Consider the following 17508-nt stretch of genomic DNA (forward strand, 5'->3'; position numbering starts at 1 on the left):
TGTGACGTGCGTCTCTCTAATGAGAACACGGCAAGGGCACCCTTACCGTGTTCGAAGCGTTGTCAAGGCAGTACCAGCAACTCCGATCCGTGAGTTCCCCGACGCTGACGGTCCCTGACGCGGACTACCCTCGTTGGGGGGCATCGGTTTTCGATGGCCGATGCAGGCGCGTGAGGTGAAGAGAGGGATCGCGAGCCCATGAGTGTGAGCACCGAGGGCCACGAGACCGCGGAGGTCCGCAAGCTCGACCGAGTGGTCATCAGGTTCGCCGGCGACTCCGGTGACGGCATGCAGCTGACCGGAGACCGGTTCACATCGGAGGCAGCGGCCTTCGGCAACGACCTGGCCACGCTGCCCAACTTCCCCGCCGAGATCAGGGCGCCTGCAGGAACCCTGCCCGGGGTGTCCAGCTTCCAGCTGCACTTCGCCGACTACGACATCCTCACGCCGGGCGACCGGCCGGACGTCCTGGTCGCGATGAACCCCGCGGCGCTGAAGTCCAACATCGCCGACCTGCCGCACGGCGGGATCCTCATCGTCAACACCGATGAGTTCAACAAGCGCAACCTCAGCAAGGTCGGCTACGCCGCGGACCCGCTCGAAGACGGCTCGCTGGAGCCCTACGTCGTGCACAAGGTCGCCATGGCCACCCTGACCCGCGGCGCGCTGGAACCCACCGGGCTGTCGAAGAAGGACGCCGAGCGCGCGAAGAACATGTTCGCGCTGGGCCTGCTGTCCTGGATGTACCACCGGCCGACCGAGGGCACCGAGCGGTTCCTGCGGGAGAAGTTCGCCAAGAAGCCGGACATCGCCGAGGCCAACGTGCTGGCCTTCCGCACCGGCTGGAACTACGGCGAGACCACCGAGGCCTTCGCGGTGACCTACGAGGTCGCCCCGGCCAAGCTGGCCCAGGGCACCTACCGCCAGATCACCGGCAACACCGCGCTGGCCTACGGCATCGTCGCCGCCGGTCAGCGCTCGGAGCTGCCGGTCTTCCTCGGCACGTACCCGATCACGCCGGCCTCGGACATCCTGCACGAGCTGTCCCGGCACAAGAACTTCGGCATCACCACCTTCCAGGCCGAGGACGAGATCGCCGGTATCGGCGCGGCGCTGGGCGCGGCCTACGGCGGCGCGCTGGGTGTGACCACCACCTCCGGCCCCGGTATCGCGCTGAAGTCCGAGACCATCGGCCTCGCGGTGATGACCGAGCTGCCGCTGCTGGTGGTGGACGTGCAGCGCGGCGGCCCGTCCACCGGGCTGCCCACCAAGACCGAGCAGGCCGACCTGTTGCAGGCCATGTTCGGCCGCAACGGCGAGGCGCCCGTTCCGGTGCTGGCCCCGGCCACCCCCGCGGACTGCTTCCAGATGACCATCGACGCCGCGCGGATCGCGCTGAAGTACCGCACGCCGGTGCTGCTGCTCTCCGACGGCTACATCGCCAACGGGTCCGAGCCCTGGCTCATCCCGGACGTGGACACCCTGCCCGACCTGCGGGTCTCCTTCGCCACCGAGGTCAACGCGCCGGACGGCTCCGGCGAGTTCTGGCCCTACCTGCGCGACCCGGAGACCCTGGCCCGGCCGTGGGCCGTGCCGGGCACGCCCGGTCTGGAGCACCGCATCGGTGGTCTGGAGAAGGGCGACGGCCAGGGCAACATCTCCTACGACCCGGACAACCACGACAAGATGGTCCGCCTGCGCCAGGCCAAGATCGACGGCGTGGACGTGCCGGACCTGGTGGTGGACGACCCGACCGGCGACGCCGAGGTGCTCGTGGTCGGCTGGGGCTCGACCTACGGCCCGATCGGCGCGGCCGCGCGCCGGGTCCGCAGGCTCGGCCTCAAGGTCGCGCACGCGCACCTGCGGCACCTCAACCCGTTCCCGAAGAACCTGGGTGAGGTGCTGGGCAGTTACCGCAAGGTGCTCGTCCCGGAAATGAATCTCGGCCAGCTCGCGTTGTTGTTGCGGGCCAAGTACCTGGTGGACGCGATCAGCCACACGAAGGTGGCTGGCACGCCGTTCAAGGCCGAAGAGCTCCAGGACGTGTTCACCGAGATCATCCAGGGGGTCAAGGCATGACCGCTGTCGACATCGGGTTGCCGATCATCGGCGGCCTGGACGGTGTTCCCACCACGGACGAGAAGCAGACCGCGAAGGTCTTCAAGTCCGACCAGGAGGTGCGCTGGTGCCCCGGGTGTGGTGACTACATCATCCTCAACGCCATGCAGAGCTTCCTGCCGGAGCTGGGGCTCAAGCGGGAGAACATCGTCTTCGTCTCCGGGATCGGCTGCTCCTCGCGGTTCCCGTACTACATGAACACCTACGGGGTGCACTCCATCCACGGCCGCGCCCCGGCCATCGCCACCGGGCTGTCGGTGTCCCGGCCGGACCTGTCGGTGTGGGTGGTCACCGGTGACGGCGACGCGCTCTCCATCGGCGGCAACCACCTGATCCACGCGCTGCGCCGCAACGTCAACCTGAAGATCCTGCTGTTCAACAACCGGATCTACGGGCTGACCAAGGGGCAGTACTCGCCGACCTCGGAGGTCGGCAAGGTCACCAAGTCCACCCCGATGGGCTCGCTGGACCACCCGTTCAACCCGATCTCGCTGGCGCTGGGCGCGGAGACGAGCTTCGTCGGCCGGGCGCTGGACTCCGACCGGGCCGGGCTGACCGACGTGCTGCGGCAGGCCGCCCAGCACCGGGGCAGCGCGCTGGTGGAGATCTACCAGAACTGCCCGATCTTCAACGACGGCGCCTTCGACGTGCTCAAGGAGCCGGGCGAGAAGGACCGGCGGATCATCCCGCTGGAGCACGGCAAGCCGATCCGCTTCGGCGCCGAGGGCGAGTTCGGGGTGATCCGGGAGGGTCAGCACGGCTCGTTCGTGGTGCGCAAGGTGGACGAGGTCGGCGAGGACGCGCTGGTGGTGCACGACGCGACCCTGCAGGACCCTAGCTACGCCTTCGCGCTGTCCCGGCTGGGCGGGCAGAACCTGGACTACACCGTGACCGGTGTGTTCCGCTCGGTGCCCCGCCCGACCTACGACGACCAGGCGCGCAGCCAGGTCCAGCAGGCCGTGCAGAGCAAGCCCGCCGACCTGGCCGGGCTGCTTCGCGGCAAGGACACCTGGACCGTGCTGGCCTGACACAGCAACGAAAAAAGCCCCCCGGCGCGTCCAGGGGGCTTTTTTCGTGTCACTGCTTGTCGGGGTCGATCACCGGCTCGAACAGCGAGCGGGACCGCTCACCGCGCGGCGGCGTGGTCGGCTCGGCCGGGGCCACCGGCGGGGGCGGCGGCTGCTCGGCCGGGGTGACCGGACGCGGCGGCGCGGGCGGCACCGGCGGCATCTGGCGCGGCGGCGCGGGCACCGAGGGCGGCACCGGCGGCGCGTTGTTGCCCGAGCTGGCGGCCAGGTGCTGGAAGTAGGCGGTGTCCCTGGCCTGGAGCTCCTGCGGCGGCAACGGCCGCGGCGGGAACTGCGGCGGCGCCACCCGCTGGGCGGGCCGCGGCGAGCGGGACGGCCGGTGGTCGGCCAGCTCGGTATCGGTGACGTCCAGCTCCGGCGGCGCGCTCACCTGCGGCGCGGGCGGGGCGGGCGAGGGCACGGGGCGCTGGGCCTGGCGCGGCTCGGGGTCCTCTTCGAGGGCGTCCAGGATCTCGCTCTTGGGGATGCCGTAGGCCGGGGTCTCCGCCTCGAAGAACAGTGGGCGCTCTTCCTCGTCGGACTTGCCGGGCTGGGCGGCCGGTTCCGGGGTGCGGACCGGGGCGAAGATCGCGGTGGTGGGCTGGTCGGAGCCGCGCGGGGACTGCTGGGCGGCGGTGGGCTGGTCGTCGACGTCCTCCGGGGTGGACCACTGCTGGGTGGCGGCCGGGGCGTCGGGCTGGGCCGGGGTCTCGCGCTGGGCTGAGGTGTCGCGCTGGGCCGGGGACTCGGACTGGGCCGGGGCGTCGGGCTGGGCGGCGGTCCAGGTCAGCTCGGGGGCGGGCTCGTCGGCGTCCTGGCGGGACCACTGCTGGGCCGGGGCGGGCTCGTCGGCCGGGGGCTGGGCGGACCAGCGCTCGGTCGGGGCGGGGACTTCGTCCTCGCGCGGCTCGGGCTCGATGCGCTGGGTGGACCACTGCGGGGTGGGGGCGGGCTCCGGGCGGTCGTCCTCGGCGCGCTGAGCGGACCACTGCTGCGTCTTCGCGGGCTCCTGGCGGCGCGGGGCCTCCTCCGCCGGCTGGCGGTCCTCCTCGGCGCGCGCGGTGGACCACTGCTGGGTGGGCGCGGACTCGGGGCGCTCGTCCTCGGCACGCTGGCTGGACCACTGCTGGGTCTTCGCGGGCTCCGGACGCTCGTCCTCAGCGCGCTGGGCCGACCACTGCTGCGTCTTCGCGGGCTCCGGGCGCTCGTCCTCGGCGCGCTGCGTGGACCGCTGCTGACCGGGGGCGGGGCTGGGCTGGGACCAGGTGGGTTCGCGGCGGCGTTCCCAGGGGGCCTCGGACTGGGTGGTGGGCTCGTGGGCCGGGTCGGGGGTGAACAGGCTGGTCTTCGGCTGGGCCGGCAGGACCGTGGTCTGCTCGGAGCTGCTGGTGACCGGGCGTGGGGCGGCCACGGGGGTCTGCATGGGCTCGAAGACGATGTCGTCGTCCTCGTCGTGCTTGCGCACCACCGTGGGCGGCGGTTGCGGCCTGCGGGACCTTTCCTCTTCCAGCGCGGCCAGCTCGCGGCGGGCGGGGGTGACGAAGAGCACCCAGGTGGCCAGGCCACCGATCACGAATGCGAGCAGGCTCCACAGCCAGACCTGCCCGAACAACGACGACACCGCGACATCCCTCCGGCCTTCTCCATACTTTGCCGAACCCTAACGCGCAGGGCCGTCCGCCGCGTCCTGTTGACCAGGTGGCGGTAGTTGATGTGACGAAGTTACTTGTCGAGCGAACAGCTCTGCGGCGTAGGCTCGGCTGGTGCCGTCCTCGCCCTCTTCCTCGGCCGGTGCGGCCGGGCTGGCATGCGGGGCGGGCGCATACGTGCTCTGGGGTTTCTTCCCCGCCTTCTGGCCCCTGCTGACGCCCGCCGGTTCGGTGGAGATCCTGGCACACCGGCTGGCCTGGACCCTGGCCGTCATGGCGTTGGTCACCCTGATCCTCCGCCGCGGCAAGATCCTGCTGAGCCTCTCCCCCGCCACCTGGGCGCTGGCCGCCGCCGGGGCAGCACTCATCGCGGTGAACTGGGGCACCTACATCTACGGGGTGACCAGCGGGCAGGTGGTGGAAACCTCGCTGGGCTACTTCATCAACCCGCTGGTCTCGGTGCTCTTCGGCGTGCTGGTGTTCAACGAGCGGCTGCGCTGGCCGCAGTGGGTAGCGGTGGCCGTCGGCGGCGCCGCGGTGTGCGTGCTGACCGTCGAGCACGGGCAGGTGCCGGTGATCGCGCTGGTGCTGGCCGCCAGCTTCGGCACCTACGGGCTGCTGAAGAAGACCTCGAAGCTGGCCGCGGTGGACTCGCTGACCGCGGAGAGCGTGGTGCTGGGCCCGCCCGCGATCGTGTTCCTCATCTGGCTGGGTCTGGCGGGGCAGGGCACCTTCCTCGGCGCGGGCACCGCGCACGACCTGCTGCTGGCGGTCACCGGGCCGATCACCGCGCTGCCGCTGCTGCTGTTCAACGTGGCCGCGCGCCGGGTCTCCATGACCACGCTGGGCATCCTGCAGTACCTCGCGCCGATCCTGCAGTTCGCCTGGGGCGTGCTGGTCATGCACGAGCCGATGTCGCCGGGCCGCTGGACCGGGTTCGCGCTGGTGTGGGTGGCGGTGCTGGTGTTCACCGTGGACGGGGTACGCGCGGCCAGGGCTTCCAGGGCGGCGACGCTGCGGAGCCGGGCGGAACCGGCCCCGCAGACCTCCTGAACTACTGGGAGCGGGCCACCACGAAGTTCGCCAGCGCGGACAGCGCCGAGCGGGCCGGGCAGTCCGGCAGGTCCACCAGGGCGGCGTGCGCGCGCTCGGAGTACTCGCTGAGGGTCTTGCGGGCCTCTTCCAGGCCCGAGGACGCCCGCAGCAGCTCCAGCGCCTCCTCGACCTCGGCGTCGGTCTCCAGCGGCCGGGACAGCAGCTCGCGCAGCCGGGCGCCGGAGACGTGGTCGTCGGCCAGCGCGTAGAGCATCGGCAGCGTGCGCACGCCCTCGCGCAGGTCGGTGCCGGGGGTCTTGCCGGACTCCACCGCGGGCGAGGCGATGTCGATGATGTCGTCGGAGATCTGGAAGGCCGCGCCGATCACGTCGCCGTACCGGCGCAGCGCCTCGACCTGCTGGTCCGGCACCCCGGCGAACATGCCGCCGAAGCGGCCGGCGGTGGCGATCAGCGAACCGGTCTTCTCGTCGATCACCGACAGGTAGTGCGTGACCGGGTCCACGCCCTCGGCCGGGCCGACGGTCTCCCGCATCTGGCCGGTGACCAGCTCGGCGAAGGTGTTCGCGATGATCCGGGCCGCGTCCGTGCCCAGGTCGGCCACCAGCCTGGAGGCGTGCGCGAACAGGAAGTCGCCGGTGAGGATGGCCACCGAGTTGTTCCAGCGGGCGTTGGCGCTGAGCGCGCCCCGCCGCATCGGCGCCTCGTCCATCACGTCGTCGTGGTAGAGCGTGGCCAGGTGGATCAGCTCCACCACGACGGCCGAGGTGATGACCTCCTGGCGGCTCGGGTCGCCGAAGTGGGCGGCCAGGAGGGCGAAGAGCGGGCGGATTCGTTTTCCGCCCGCCTCCATCAGGTGCAGGGAGGCCTCGGTCGCGAAGTCGAGGTCGCTGCGGACCGAGTCCTGCAGCACTGCCTCGACCGCGGCCAGTCCGGCAAGGACCGTGGCCTCGAGGTCGGGGTCGGCCAGCACGATGCCGGCGCCCCGACCGGCCTGCTCACTCGTCGTCACACTTGCAGCCTACGTAGGCCTCAGAACGCGAACACCCCGAGGTCCGCCCAGTTGAGGGCGAACTGCGGGACGACTCCGAGCAGCAAGGTCACGGTCACACCGAGTGTGATGGCCATGACCGTGAACGCCCCCGGCACGGTGACCGTGGGACCGTCCTCCTTCGGCTCCTGGAAGTACATCAGCACGATGATCCGCAGGTAGAAGAACGCGGCCACCGCGCTGGTCACCAGGCCGACCACCACCAGCGGCGCGGCCCCGTCCTCGATCGCCGCCGCGAACACCACGAACTTGCCGATGAACCCGCTGGTGAGCGGGATGCCGGCCAGTGCGAGCAGCAGGAAGGAGAACACCGCGGCCACCAGTGGCGACCGCTTGGCCAGACCGGCCCACTGCTTGATGTCGGTCGCCTCGCCGTTGCTGTCCCTGACCAGGCTGATCACGCCGAAGACGGCCAGCGTGGTGAAGCCGTAGGCCAGCAGGTAGAACATCGTGCCGGAGAGGCCCTGCGGGGTGAGCGCGATCGAGCCGACGAGCAGGAAGCCCGCGTGCGCCACCGAGGAGTAGGCGATCATCCGCTTGATGTCGCTCTGCGTGAGACCGAGCACAGCGCCGATGACCATGGACACGATGGCCACCGCCCAGAGCACGTACTGCCACTCCCAGCTGCTGGACTTCAGCGCCACCTGGAACACCCGCAGGATCGCGCCGAAGGCCGCCACCTTGGTGCAGGCGGCCATGAACGCGGTCACCGGCGTGGGCGCGCCCTGGTAGACGTCCGGGCTCCAGGTGTGGAACGGGCCGACCGCCGCCTTGAACAGCAGGCCGACCACCAGCAGCCCGACCCCGGCGAAGAGCAGGGTGTCGGAGCGCTCGTTGCCCGCGGCCGCGTTGGCGATCGCGGCCAGGTTCACCGAGCCCGCGTAGCCGTAGAGCAGCGCCAGGCCGTAGAGGAAGAACGCCGAGGCGAACGCGCCGAGCAGGAAGTACTTGACCGCGGCTTCCTGCGAGATGAGCCTGCGCCGGCGGGCCAGCGCGCACAGCAGGTACAGCGGGAGGCTGAGCACCTCCAGCGCGATGAACATGGTCAGCAGGTCATTCGCCGCGACGAAGGTCATCATGCCGCCGAGGGCGAACAGCGCCAGCGGGAAGACCTCGGTCTGCATGCCGCTGGTGGCCGCCTGGGCGCGGTCCTGGACGGTGCCGGGGCGGATCGCGGCGTGCGCCACGAAGTAGCCGCCGCGCTCCACCGAGCGGTCTGCGATCAGCAGGATCGAGCCGAAGCCCAGCGCCAGCAGCGTGCCCCACAGGAACAGCGTGGGGTAGTCCACCGCCAGCGCCTTGGCCATCGGCAGCACACCGGTGCCGTTCTCGCCCAAGCCCTTCACGACCAGCACCACCGCGGCGGCGGCGATCGAGAACAGGCTCAGGAACACCTGCACCGACCAGCGCAGGTGCCGCGGCAGCAGCGCCTCGAACAGCACCGAGACACAGGCCGCGCCGAGCACGATCAGCACCGGCACCATGTGCTCGAGCAGGAAGTCCGGCAGGTCCAGCAGCTGCTGAGGCTGCTGTTGTGCCAGGTGAGTCAGGGTCACCACGTCACTTGCCTTCCTTCACCAGGTCCTGCTGCCCGGCCTCGGTCATCGTCGCGCCGACGGACGGGTTGATCACATCGAGCACCGGCTTCGGGTAGACCCCGAGCGCGATGATCAGCACCACCAGCGGGGTCAGCACCGCGATCTCCCGCTTGGACAGGTCAGGCACCTTGGCCTTGGCCGTCTCCGAGCTGGGATCCACCGCGGAGCCGGGGCCACCGGCCAGGCCCACCAGCGCGTTGCCGCGCACCGGGCCCTGCATGACCCGCTGGTAGGCCCACAGCACGTACAGCGCGGCCAGCACCATGCCGACCGTGGCGATGATGGTGAACACCGGCTCCCTCGGGAACGACCCGATCAGCACCAGGAACTCGCTGACGAAGGAGTTGGTGCCGGGCAGCGCCAGCGAGGAGAGCCCGGCGATGAAGAACATGCCGCCGAGCACCGGGGTGAGCTTGGCCATGCCGCCGTAGTCGCTGAACTGCCTGGAGCCACCGCGCGCGATCACCATGCCGACCACCAGGAAGAGCATGCCGGTGGAGAGGCCGTGGTTGACCATGTACAGCACCGCGCCGGAGATCGACTGGGTGCTGAAGGCGAAGATGCCCAGCGCGATGAAGCCGAAGTGCGCGATCGAGGTGTAGGTGACGAACCGCTTCATGTCGGTCTGTCCCGCGGCCAGGATCGCGCCGTAGATCACGCCGATCACCGCCAGCGTCAGCACCCACGGCGCCAGGATCCGGCTGGCGTCGGGGAACAGCGAGAGGCCGTAGCGCAGCAACCCGAAGGTGCCGACCTTGTCCAGCACGCCGACCAGCAGCACGCCGACGCCGACCGGGGCCTCGCCACCGGCATCCGGCAGCCAGGTGTGCAGCGGCACCAGCGGCGCCTTGATCGCGAAGGCGATCAGGAAGCCGAGGAACAGCCAGATCTGCACGCCCTGCGGGATGTCCTTGGCAATGCTGACCAGGGTGACCCAGTCGAAGGTGCCCTTGCCCAGCTTGCCGCTGGCCACCACGTACACGCCGATCACCGAGGCCAGCATGACCAGGCCGCCGAAGAGCGAGTACAGGAAGAACTTCATTGCCGCGTACTGCCTGCGCGGCCCGCCGAAGCGGCCGATCAGGAAGTAGGCGGGCACCAGCATCGCCTCGAAGAAGACGTAGAACAGGAACACGTCGGTGGCCGCGAAGACGCCGATCATGAAGGTCTGCATGACCAGCAGCAGGGAGAAGAACCCGGCGACCGTGCGGCCCTCCGGCAGCTTCTCCTCCCAGGCCGCGCCGATCACGATCGGCACCAGCACCGCGATCAGCGCGATCATCACCAGCGCGATGCCGTCCACGCCGAGGGAGAAGCGCACGCCGAAGGCCGGGATCCAGTCCACCCCGAAGGACAGCTGGATCCGGTCCCCGCCGGGGGTGAACCCGGCCCAGGCCACCGCGGCGAGCGCCAGCTCGGCCAGGGCGAAGCCCAGCGCGGTCAGCTTCGCCGCGCGGTCGTTGCCGCGCAGGAACGCCACCACCAGGCCGCCGAGCAGCGGCAGCAGCAGTAGTGCGAGCAGCACGAGGCCGTTCATCCCGCCAACCTCACCATCAGCAGGGCGGCGATCAGGAGGACCGAACCGCCCAGCATGCTCAGCGCGTAGGAGCGCACGAAACCGGTCTGGAGCCGGCGGACCCGGCTCGAGACGCCCCGGAGCAGCACGGCCGTGCCGTTGACCACCCCGTCGACGCCCTTGTTGTCGAAGAAGAGCAGGAACCGCGTGAGCAGGAAGCCCGGGTTCGCGATCAGCCCCTCGTTGATCGAGTTGGCGTAGAGGTCCTTGCGGGCGGCGCGCACCAGGAAGGAGACCTTCTCCGGGCGTTCCACCGGGACCGGCTTGCGGCCGAAGATCAGCCAGGCGGTGAGCGCGCCGAGCGCGGCCAGCGCCACGGTGAGGATCGGCACCAGCGCGTGCGGGATCACCCCGTGCTCAGCCACTTCCAGCTTGCCCAGTGCGGGTTCCAGCCAGGTGGCGAGCCTGCCGCCACTGGCGAAGAAGAAGCCCGCGCCCACCGAGCCGACCGCCAGCACGATCATCGGCACGGTCATGCTGGCCGGGGACTCGTGCGGGTGGTAGTCGCGGCCGTCCGCGGACTTCAGGTTCTTCCACCGCTTCTCGCCGAAGAACACCAGCAGCATCAGGCGGGTCATGTAGAACGCGGTCAGCCCGGCGCCCAGCAGGGCCGCGCCGCCGAAGACCCAGCCGCGCCAGCCGCCCTGGCCCAGCGCCGCCTCGATGATGGCGTCCTTGGAGTAGAAGCCGGACAGCAGCGGGAAGCCGATCAGCGCCAGGTAGCCAAGGCCCCAGGTGACGAAGGTGACCGGCATGTGCTTGGCCAGCCCGCCCATCCGACGGATGTTGCCCTCGTCGTTCATGCCGTGCATCACCGAACCGGCGCCGAGGAAGAGCCCCGCCTTGAAGAAGCCGTGGGTGAGCAGGTGCATGATGCCGATCGCGTACCCGGCCGGGCCGAGGCCGACGGCCAGGATCATGTAGCCGATCTGGCTGACCGTGGAGTAGGCCAGCACCTTCTTGAAGTCGTCGTAGGCGCAGCCGATGATGCACCCGATCACCAGCGTGATCGCACCGATGATGACCACGACCAGCCGGCCGTCCTCGGTGAGGTTGTAGATCGGGTTGGCCCGCGCCACCAGGTACACACCGGCGGTGACCATGGTCGCGGCGTGGATGAGCGCGGAGACCGGGGTCGGGCCCTCCATCGCATCCGGCAACCAGGCCTGCAGCGGGAACTGGCCGGACTTGCCACAGGCGCCCAGCAGGAGCAGCACCGCGATCGCGGTTACCACGCCCGGGGAGAGGTCGCCCGCGCGGGCGAAGACCTCGGTGTACTGGGTGGTGCCCAGGTCCCGGAACATCAGGAAGATCGCCAGCGCCAGGCCGACGTCACCGACCCGGTTCATCAGGAAGGCCTTCTTCGCCGCGGTGGCCGCGGCCGGCTTGTGCTGCCAGAAGGCGATCAGCAGGTAGGAGGCCAGGCCGACGCCCTCCCAGCCCAGGTACAGCGTCACGAAGCTGTTGCCCAGCACCAGGACCAGCATCGCGGCCACGAACAGGTTCAGGTAGGCGAAGAACTTCCGCCGGTCCGCGTCGTGGCTCATGTAGCCGACCGAGTAGATGTGGATCAGCGAGCCCACACCGGTGATCAGCAGCACGAAGGTCATCGACAGCGGGTCGATGCGCAGGCCGAACTCGACCTTGAGCGCGGCCACGCTGAACCACTCGAACACCGGCAGCTCGGCGACCCTGGAGCCCGCGTCCTTGCCGATGGTCTGCACGAACAGCACGGCACCGTAGACGAAGGACAGGATCGCCATCGCGCTGCCGAGCAGGTGACCCCACCCGTTGGTGCGCTTGCCCCCGACCAGCAGCACGGTCGCGCCGATCAGCGGCAGCAAGATCAGCAGCCAGGCGTACTGGGCCGCGCCGGTGGCCTCCACCACCTCGGTGGCGGCCAGAATGTTTCCCTTCACCGTCTGCACCTCAGTACTTGAGCAGGTTGGCGTCGTCGACCGAGGCCGAACGGCGGGTGCGGAAGATCGACATGATGATCGCGAGTCCGACGACCACCTCGGCCGCCGCGACGACCATCACGAAGAAAGCCATCACCTGGCCGTCCAGCGCGCCGTTGATCCGGGCGAAGGTCACCAGGCTCAGGTTCACCGCGTTGAGCATCAGCTCGATGCACATGAACACCACGATGGCGTTGCGCCGGACCAGCACGCCCACCGCGCCGATGGAGAACAGCAGCGCGGACAGCAGCAGGTAGTAGGTGGGGGTCATGCCTTCCCCTCCTCAGCGCCGGACTTCTCGTCCTTGGTGGACGGTCCGGTGAGCGCGTGCGCGTCCGGCTGCGGGCCGGCGCCCTTGACCTCGGTGATGTCGTCGGCGAGGCGCTCGCGCGAGGTGGACTCGATGATCTTGGACAGCGACTCCGGGGCGACCGAGCCGTCCGGCAGCAGGGCCGGGGTGGCCACCGAGTTGGCGGTGGCGAACACACCGGGGCCGGGCAGCGGCGACGGCCGGTCGTGCTCGCCGCGCAGGCGGGCCTCGACCAGCTCGCGCTGGCTGCGCTTGGTGGAGTGTTCCTTGTCCACGAAGGCCAGCAGCATCGCGCCGAGCGCGGCGGTGATCAGCAGCGCCGAGGTCAGCTCGAAGGCGAAGACGTAGTCGCGGAAGATCAGCTGCCCGAGGCCGAGCACGTTGCCCGGTCCCTGGCTGCCGTTGACCTGGGCCAGCCCGGCCGAGGGCACGTCGGTGAACGCGCGGGACAGCGCGGCCACCAGCAGGGCGGCCAGGCCGAGACCGAGGAAGGTGGCCGTGAGCCGCTGACCGCGCAGCACCTCCACCACCGAGTCCGAGCTGTCCTTGCCGACCAGCATCAGCACGAACAGGAACAGCATCATGATCGCGCCGGTGTAGACGATGATCTGCACCACGCCGAGGAAGGGCGCCTGCTGCACGATGTAGAGCACGCCGAGGCTGAGCATGGTGAGCACCAGCCACAGCGCCGAGTGCACCGCGTTGCGGGCGAAGAGCATGCCCATGGCGCCGATCAGCGATACCGGGCCGAGCACCCAGAACATGATCTGCTCGCCGATGCCGACCACGTCGGCCGCCGGCGGCGCCTGGGCGAGGATGGCGATGACGGAGCTCAACGCACGGCCCCCTCGGCGGGCTTTTCTCCGCGAGCGAGCTGCGGCCCGTTCACGTAGTAGTCCTGCTCGTTCTCACCGAGGCGCATCGGGTGCGGCGGCTGCTCCATGCCTTCCAGCAGCGGCGCCATCAGCTGTTCCTTGGTGTAGATCAGGTTCTGCCGGTTGTCATCGGCCAGCTCGAACTCGTTCGTCATGGTCAGCGAACGGGTCGGGCAGGCCTCGATGCAGAGACCGCAGCCGATGCAGCGCAGGTAGTTGATCTGGTAGATCGCCCCGTAGCGCTCGCCGGGCGAGTAGCGGGCGTCCTCGGTGTTGTCACCGCCCTCGACGAAGATCGCGTCCGCCGGACAGGCCCAGGCGCACAGCTCGCAGCCGACGCACTTCTCCAGCCCGTCCGGGTGCCGGTTCAGCTGGTGGCGGCCGTGGTACCGCGGCGCGGTGACCTTCATGACCTCGGGATATTCCTCGGTGACGACCTTCCGGAACATCGTCGAGAAGGTGACGCCGAAGCCCTTGATGGGATCAAGAAGTCCCATCGCCAGCCTCCTTTCCGCCTTCGGTGCCGATCGCGGCCGGCGTGGAACTCTGCTGCGCGGCGGCCACGGGGGTCCGGCGCTTGGGGGGCTTGGGCACCGCCAGGTCCAGCGGCGGGATCGGGTAGCCGCTGCCGGCCACCTGCACCCGCTCCTCCCGGATCTCGCGCTCCGGGATCAGGAACACCAGCAGGATCAGCACGGCCAGCGCGGCCCCGCCGAAGATCAGGATCTGGGTGGAGCTGATCGAGTCCCAGTTCTCCCGGATGTACTTGACCACGGTGACCGCGACGAACCAGACCAGCGCGACCGGGACCAGGACCTTCCAGCCCAGCTGCATGAACTGGTCGTAGCGCAGCCGGGGCAGGGTGGCGCGCAGCCACACGAAGAAGAACAGGAAGGCCAGCATCTTGCCGATGAACCACAGCACCGGCCACCAGCCGGTGTTGAACATGCCGTCGGCGATGTAGCTCAGGCCGAAGGGCGCCCGCCAGCCGCCGAGGAACAGTGTGGTGGCCAGTGCGGAGACGGTGGCCATGTTGATGTACTCGGCGAGGAAGAACATGGCGAACTTCAGCGAGGTCGAGTACTCGGTGTGGAAGCCACCGACCAGCTCCGACTCGGCCTCGGGGAGGTCGAACGGGGCGCGGTTGGTCTCACCGACCATGGAGATCACGTAGATCAGGAAGCTGGGCAGCAGGGTGAAGACGAACCAGACACCCGACTGCGCGTTCACGATGTCGCCGGTGGACAGCGACCCGGCGAACAGGATCACCGAGACGATGGCCAGGCCCATCGCGATCTCGTAGGAGATCACCTGCGCGGCCGAGCGGAGCGAGCCGAGCAGCGGGTACGGCGAGCCGGAGGACCAGCCGGAGAGCACGATGCCGTAGACGCCGACCGAGGCGCAGGCCAGCACCACCAGCACGCCCACCGGCACGTCCGCGATCTGCAGCGCGGTCTGCACGCCGAACATCTGGACCTCGCCGCCGAACGGGATCACCGAGAAGGCGAGGAAGGCGGGCACCGCGGAGATGACCGGGGCCAGGAAGTAGACCCACTTGTCCGCCATGACCGGCCGGATGTCCTCCTTGAAGGCCATCTTCAGCGCGTCGGCCAGCGACTGCAGCATGCCGAAGGGGCCTGCCCGGTTCGGGCCCGGCCGCTGCTGCATGAACCCGACGATCCGGCGCTCGCCCCAGACCAGGCCGATCACCAGGACCACCAGGAAGGCGAAGACGGCGACGACCTTGATCAGGCTCAGCCACCACGGGTCGTCGGCGAGCAGAGCGCCGATCTCCCCGGCTGCGAGGGGGTTCATGCGTTTCCTCCGTCGGTGACGGTGACGAGGGCCCCGTGCCCGGCGCCCAGGGTGCGGCGCACGGTGGACGCGCCCGAGTTGCCCGGCAGCCAGACCACCTGCTCCGGCAGGTCGGCCAGCTCCAGCGGGAGCGTGATCGCGCCGGCCTCGGTGGCCACGCTGACCGGCTCGCCCTCGGCCAGGCCGAGCTTGGCCGCGGTGGCCGGGGCCAGCCTGGCCACCACCGGGCGGGCGGTGCCTGCCAGGTTGGGCTCGCCGTCCTGCAGCGAGCCGTTGCCCAGCATCTGCGGCCAGCTGGCCAGCACCAGGTGGCCGTTGGTCAGCGCGGGCGCGCCTGCCTCGGCGGCCGGGGTGAACACCGGCCGGGCGCCGCGGTGGGCGCCGAGCCTGGCCAGGTCCGCGGCCGCGGCGGCCGGGGTCTGGGTGAACAGGTCGGAGTCCATCTCGATCGCCAGGGTGTCCAGCACCCGGCAGTCCGGGACCACGCCGGCGACATCCAGCGCGGCCTTGAACTCGCGGCGGCGGCCCTCCCAGTTGAGGTAGCTGCCCGCGCGCTCCACCGAGGCGGCCACCGGCAGCACCACGTCGGCGTGCTCGGTCACCGCGGAGTGCCGCAGCTCAAGGGAGACAACGAAACCAGCCGCCCGTACCGCCGCAAGCGCAGCGGCTGGATCAGCCATGTCGCCGGGGTCGACGCCACCGACGAGCAGCGCGTCCAGCTCGCCAGCCGCGGCTGCGGCCAGGATGCCGGCGGCGTCCCGGCCCGGGGTCTCCGGCAGCGAGCCGGCCTCGACGCCCCAGGCCAGCTCGATCTCGGCGCGGGCTTCCGCGTCGGTGACCGGGCGGCCGCCGGGCAGCAGCGTGGGCAGCGCACCGGCCTCGACCGCGCCACGCTCACCGGCGCGGCGGGGGATCCAGGCCAGGGTGGCTCCGGTGCTGGTGGCCAGCTCGACCGCGGCCGAGATCAGGCCGGGCACCTCCACCGCGCGGGCGCCGAGCAGCAGCACCGCGCCGGGGTTGCGCAGCGAGGTGTGCACGTCCTCGGGCAGCGCGCGCAGTGCGGCGGGCTCGCCGCCGGGCACCGCGGGGATCAGCGTGCCGTAGGTCTTGCGCACCGCCGGGGTCGTGTACTGGCCGAGGTGGAAGACCTTGGTCCGGCCCGTGCGCGCCGTCTTGCGCAGGCGCAGGAACAGGATGCCCGCCTCTTCCTCCGGCTCCAGGCCGACGCAGAGCACCGAGGGCGCGGCCTCGACCACGCCGTAGGTGACCCCGGTCTCCGGGGTGACGCCCACGATCGAGGAGGACAGCAGCGCCAGCTCCTCGTCGGAGTGCGGGCGGGACCGGAAGTCGATGTCGTTGGTGCGCGCGGCGACCCTGGCGAACTTGCTGTAGGCGTAGGCGTCCTCGACGGTCAGCCGGCCGCCGGGCAGCACGCCGACGCCCTTGCCGTCCCTGGCCTTGGCCAGGCCCTCGGCCGCGACGCGCAGCGCCTCGGTCCAGGACGCCTCGACCAGCTCGCCCTGCTCATTGCGCACCAGCGGGCGGCGGATCCGGTCGGGCAGGGTCGGGTAGACGAAGGCGAAGCGACCCTTGTCGCACAGCCATTCCTCGTTGACCTCGGGGTCGTCGCCGGCCAGGCGGCGCATGACCTTGCCGCGCCGGGTGTCCACCCGGGTCGCGCAGCCGCCGGCGCAGTGCTCGCACACGCCGGGGGTGGAGACCAGGTCGAACGGCCGGGAACGGAACCGGTAGGCCGCGCTGGTGAGCGCGCCGACCGGGCAGATCTGGATGGTGTTGCCGGAGAAGTAGCTCTGGAACGGCTTGCCCTCGGCGATGCCGATCTGCTGCTGCGCCCCGCGTTCCAGCAGCTCGATGAACGGGTCACCGGCGATCTGGTCGGAGAAGCGGGTGCAGCGCTGGCAGAGCACGCAGCGCTCGCGGTCCAGCAGCACCTGGGTGGAGATCGGGATCGGCTTCGGGAAGGTCCGCTTGGTCTCCACGAACCGGGACTCGGTGCGGCCGTGCTTGAGCGCCTGGTTCTGCAGCGGGCACTCGCCGCCCTTGTCGCAGATCGGGCAGTCCAGCGGGTGGTTGATGAGCAGCAGCTCCATCACGCCCTGCTGCGCCTTGTCCGCCACCGGCGAGGTGTGCTGGGTGCGCACCACCATGCCGTCGGCCACCGTGAGCGTGCAGGAGGCCTGCGGCTTCGGCATCGGCCGGCCGCCCATCTCCACGTCCACCAGGCACTGGCGGCAGGCGCCTGCCGGTTCGAGCAGCGGGTGGTCGCAGAAGCGCGGCACCACGATGCCCAGCCGCTCGGCGGCGCGGATGACCAGCTCGCCCTTGGGCGCGATCACCTCGCGCTCGTCGATGGTCAGCCGGACATGGCCCGCGGGCACCGGGGTGCTCTCGGTGTTCTTCTCGGGTGCGACGGTCAT

General features: G+C 70.4%; 13 protein-coding genes. 3 read left to right on the forward strand and 10 right to left on the reverse strand.

Annotated features, from left to right (window positions below; genetic code table 11):
- Nucleotides 1–198 precede the first annotated feature (198 nt).
- Together ACWDY5_RS04425 and ACWDY5_RS04430 are read left to right on the forward strand one after the other, a co-directional pair.
- Nucleotides 199–2079 (forward strand): 2-oxoacid:acceptor oxidoreductase subunit alpha, encoded by a 1881-nt coding sequence (locus ACWDY5_RS04425; protein ID WP_449720908.1) that lies wholly within the window; start codon nt 199–201, stop codon nt 2077–2079.
- A complete protein-coding gene (locus ACWDY5_RS04430) occupies nt 2076–3146 on the forward strand; it encodes a 2-oxoacid:ferredoxin oxidoreductase subunit beta (protein ID WP_449720909.1) in 1071 nt (356 codons plus the stop codon). The genes ACWDY5_RS04425 and ACWDY5_RS04430 overlap by 4 nt, the downstream gene beginning before the upstream one ends.
- 49 nt (nt 3147–3195) lie before the next feature.
- Here ACWDY5_RS04430 and ACWDY5_RS04435 read toward each other — a convergent pair whose 3' ends face one another.
- The gene (locus ACWDY5_RS04435) at nt 3196–4806 is read right to left on the reverse strand and encodes a hypothetical protein (protein WP_449720910.1); all 1611 of its coding nucleotides are present in this window, start codon (nt 4804–4806) and stop codon (nt 3196–3198) included.
- 142 nt (nt 4807–4948) lie between these two features.
- On the opposite strand from ACWDY5_RS04435, the gene rarD reads away from it, so the two are divergent.
- Complete coding sequence (gene rarD, locus ACWDY5_RS04440) at nt 4949–5887, forward strand: EamA family transporter RarD (RefSeq protein WP_449720911.1); 939 nt, start codon at nt 4949–4951, stop codon at nt 5885–5887.
- Between the two features lies 1 nt (nt 5888).
- Here the strand turns inward: rarD and ACWDY5_RS04445 are convergent, their stop codons facing one another.
- From ACWDY5_RS04445 to ACWDY5_RS04485, 9 genes are all read right to left on the reverse strand, one after another.
- Nucleotides 5889–6899 carry a polyprenyl synthetase family protein gene (locus tag ACWDY5_RS04445; RefSeq protein WP_449720912.1) on the reverse strand — a complete coding sequence of 337 codons (1011 nt, stop codon included), beginning with the start codon at nt 6897–6899 and terminating at the stop codon, nt 5889–5891.
- Nucleotides 6900–6919: 20 nt separating this feature from the next.
- Entirely contained in the window at nt 6920–8422 is a 1503-nt protein-coding gene (gene nuoN / locus ACWDY5_RS04450) for an NADH-quinone oxidoreductase subunit NuoN (RefSeq protein WP_449721165.1), read from the reverse strand.
- A 76-nt stretch (nt 8423–8498) separates the two neighbouring features.
- Nucleotides 8499–10073, reverse strand: coding sequence for an NADH-quinone oxidoreductase subunit M (locus ACWDY5_RS04455; RefSeq protein ID WP_449720913.1), 1575 nt, complete (start codon nt 10071–10073; stop codon nt 8499–8501).
- Nucleotides 10070–12031: an NADH-quinone oxidoreductase subunit L gene (gene nuoL, locus ACWDY5_RS04460; protein WP_449720914.1), complete on the reverse strand. Its 1962-nt coding sequence runs from the start codon at nt 12029–12031 to the stop codon at nt 10070–10072. The genes ACWDY5_RS04455 and nuoL overlap by 4 nt, the downstream gene beginning before the upstream one ends.
- Before the next feature lie 10 nt (nt 12032–12041).
- On the reverse strand, nt 12042–12341 hold the full coding sequence (nuoK, locus tag ACWDY5_RS04465) for an NADH-quinone oxidoreductase subunit NuoK (protein ID WP_252480493.1): 300 nt from the start codon (nt 12339–12341) through the stop codon (nt 12042–12044).
- Nucleotides 12338–13216: an NADH-quinone oxidoreductase subunit J gene (locus ACWDY5_RS04470; protein WP_449720915.1), complete on the reverse strand. Its 879-nt coding sequence runs from the start codon at nt 13214–13216 to the stop codon at nt 12338–12340. Before ACWDY5_RS04470 ends, nuoK begins: the two co-directional genes overlap by 4 nt.
- Nucleotides 13213–13752 carry an NADH-quinone oxidoreductase subunit NuoI gene (gene nuoI / locus ACWDY5_RS04475; protein WP_449720916.1) on the reverse strand — a complete coding sequence of 180 codons (540 nt, stop codon included), beginning with the start codon at nt 13750–13752 and terminating at the stop codon, nt 13213–13215. The genes ACWDY5_RS04470 and nuoI overlap by 4 nt, the downstream gene beginning before the upstream one ends.
- The gene (nuoH, locus tag ACWDY5_RS04480; RefSeq protein WP_449720917.1) at nt 13739–15070 is read right to left on the reverse strand and encodes an NADH-quinone oxidoreductase subunit NuoH; all 1332 of its coding nucleotides are present in this window, start codon (nt 15068–15070) and stop codon (nt 13739–13741) included. The genes nuoI and nuoH overlap by 14 nt, the downstream gene beginning before the upstream one ends.
- Complete coding sequence (locus ACWDY5_RS04485; protein WP_449720918.1) at nt 15067–17508, reverse strand: NADH-quinone oxidoreductase subunit G; 2442 nt, start codon at nt 17506–17508, stop codon at nt 15067–15069. Before ACWDY5_RS04485 ends, nuoH begins: the two co-directional genes overlap by 4 nt.

It is taken from the genome of Crossiella sp. NPDC003009 (assembly GCF_053591555.1).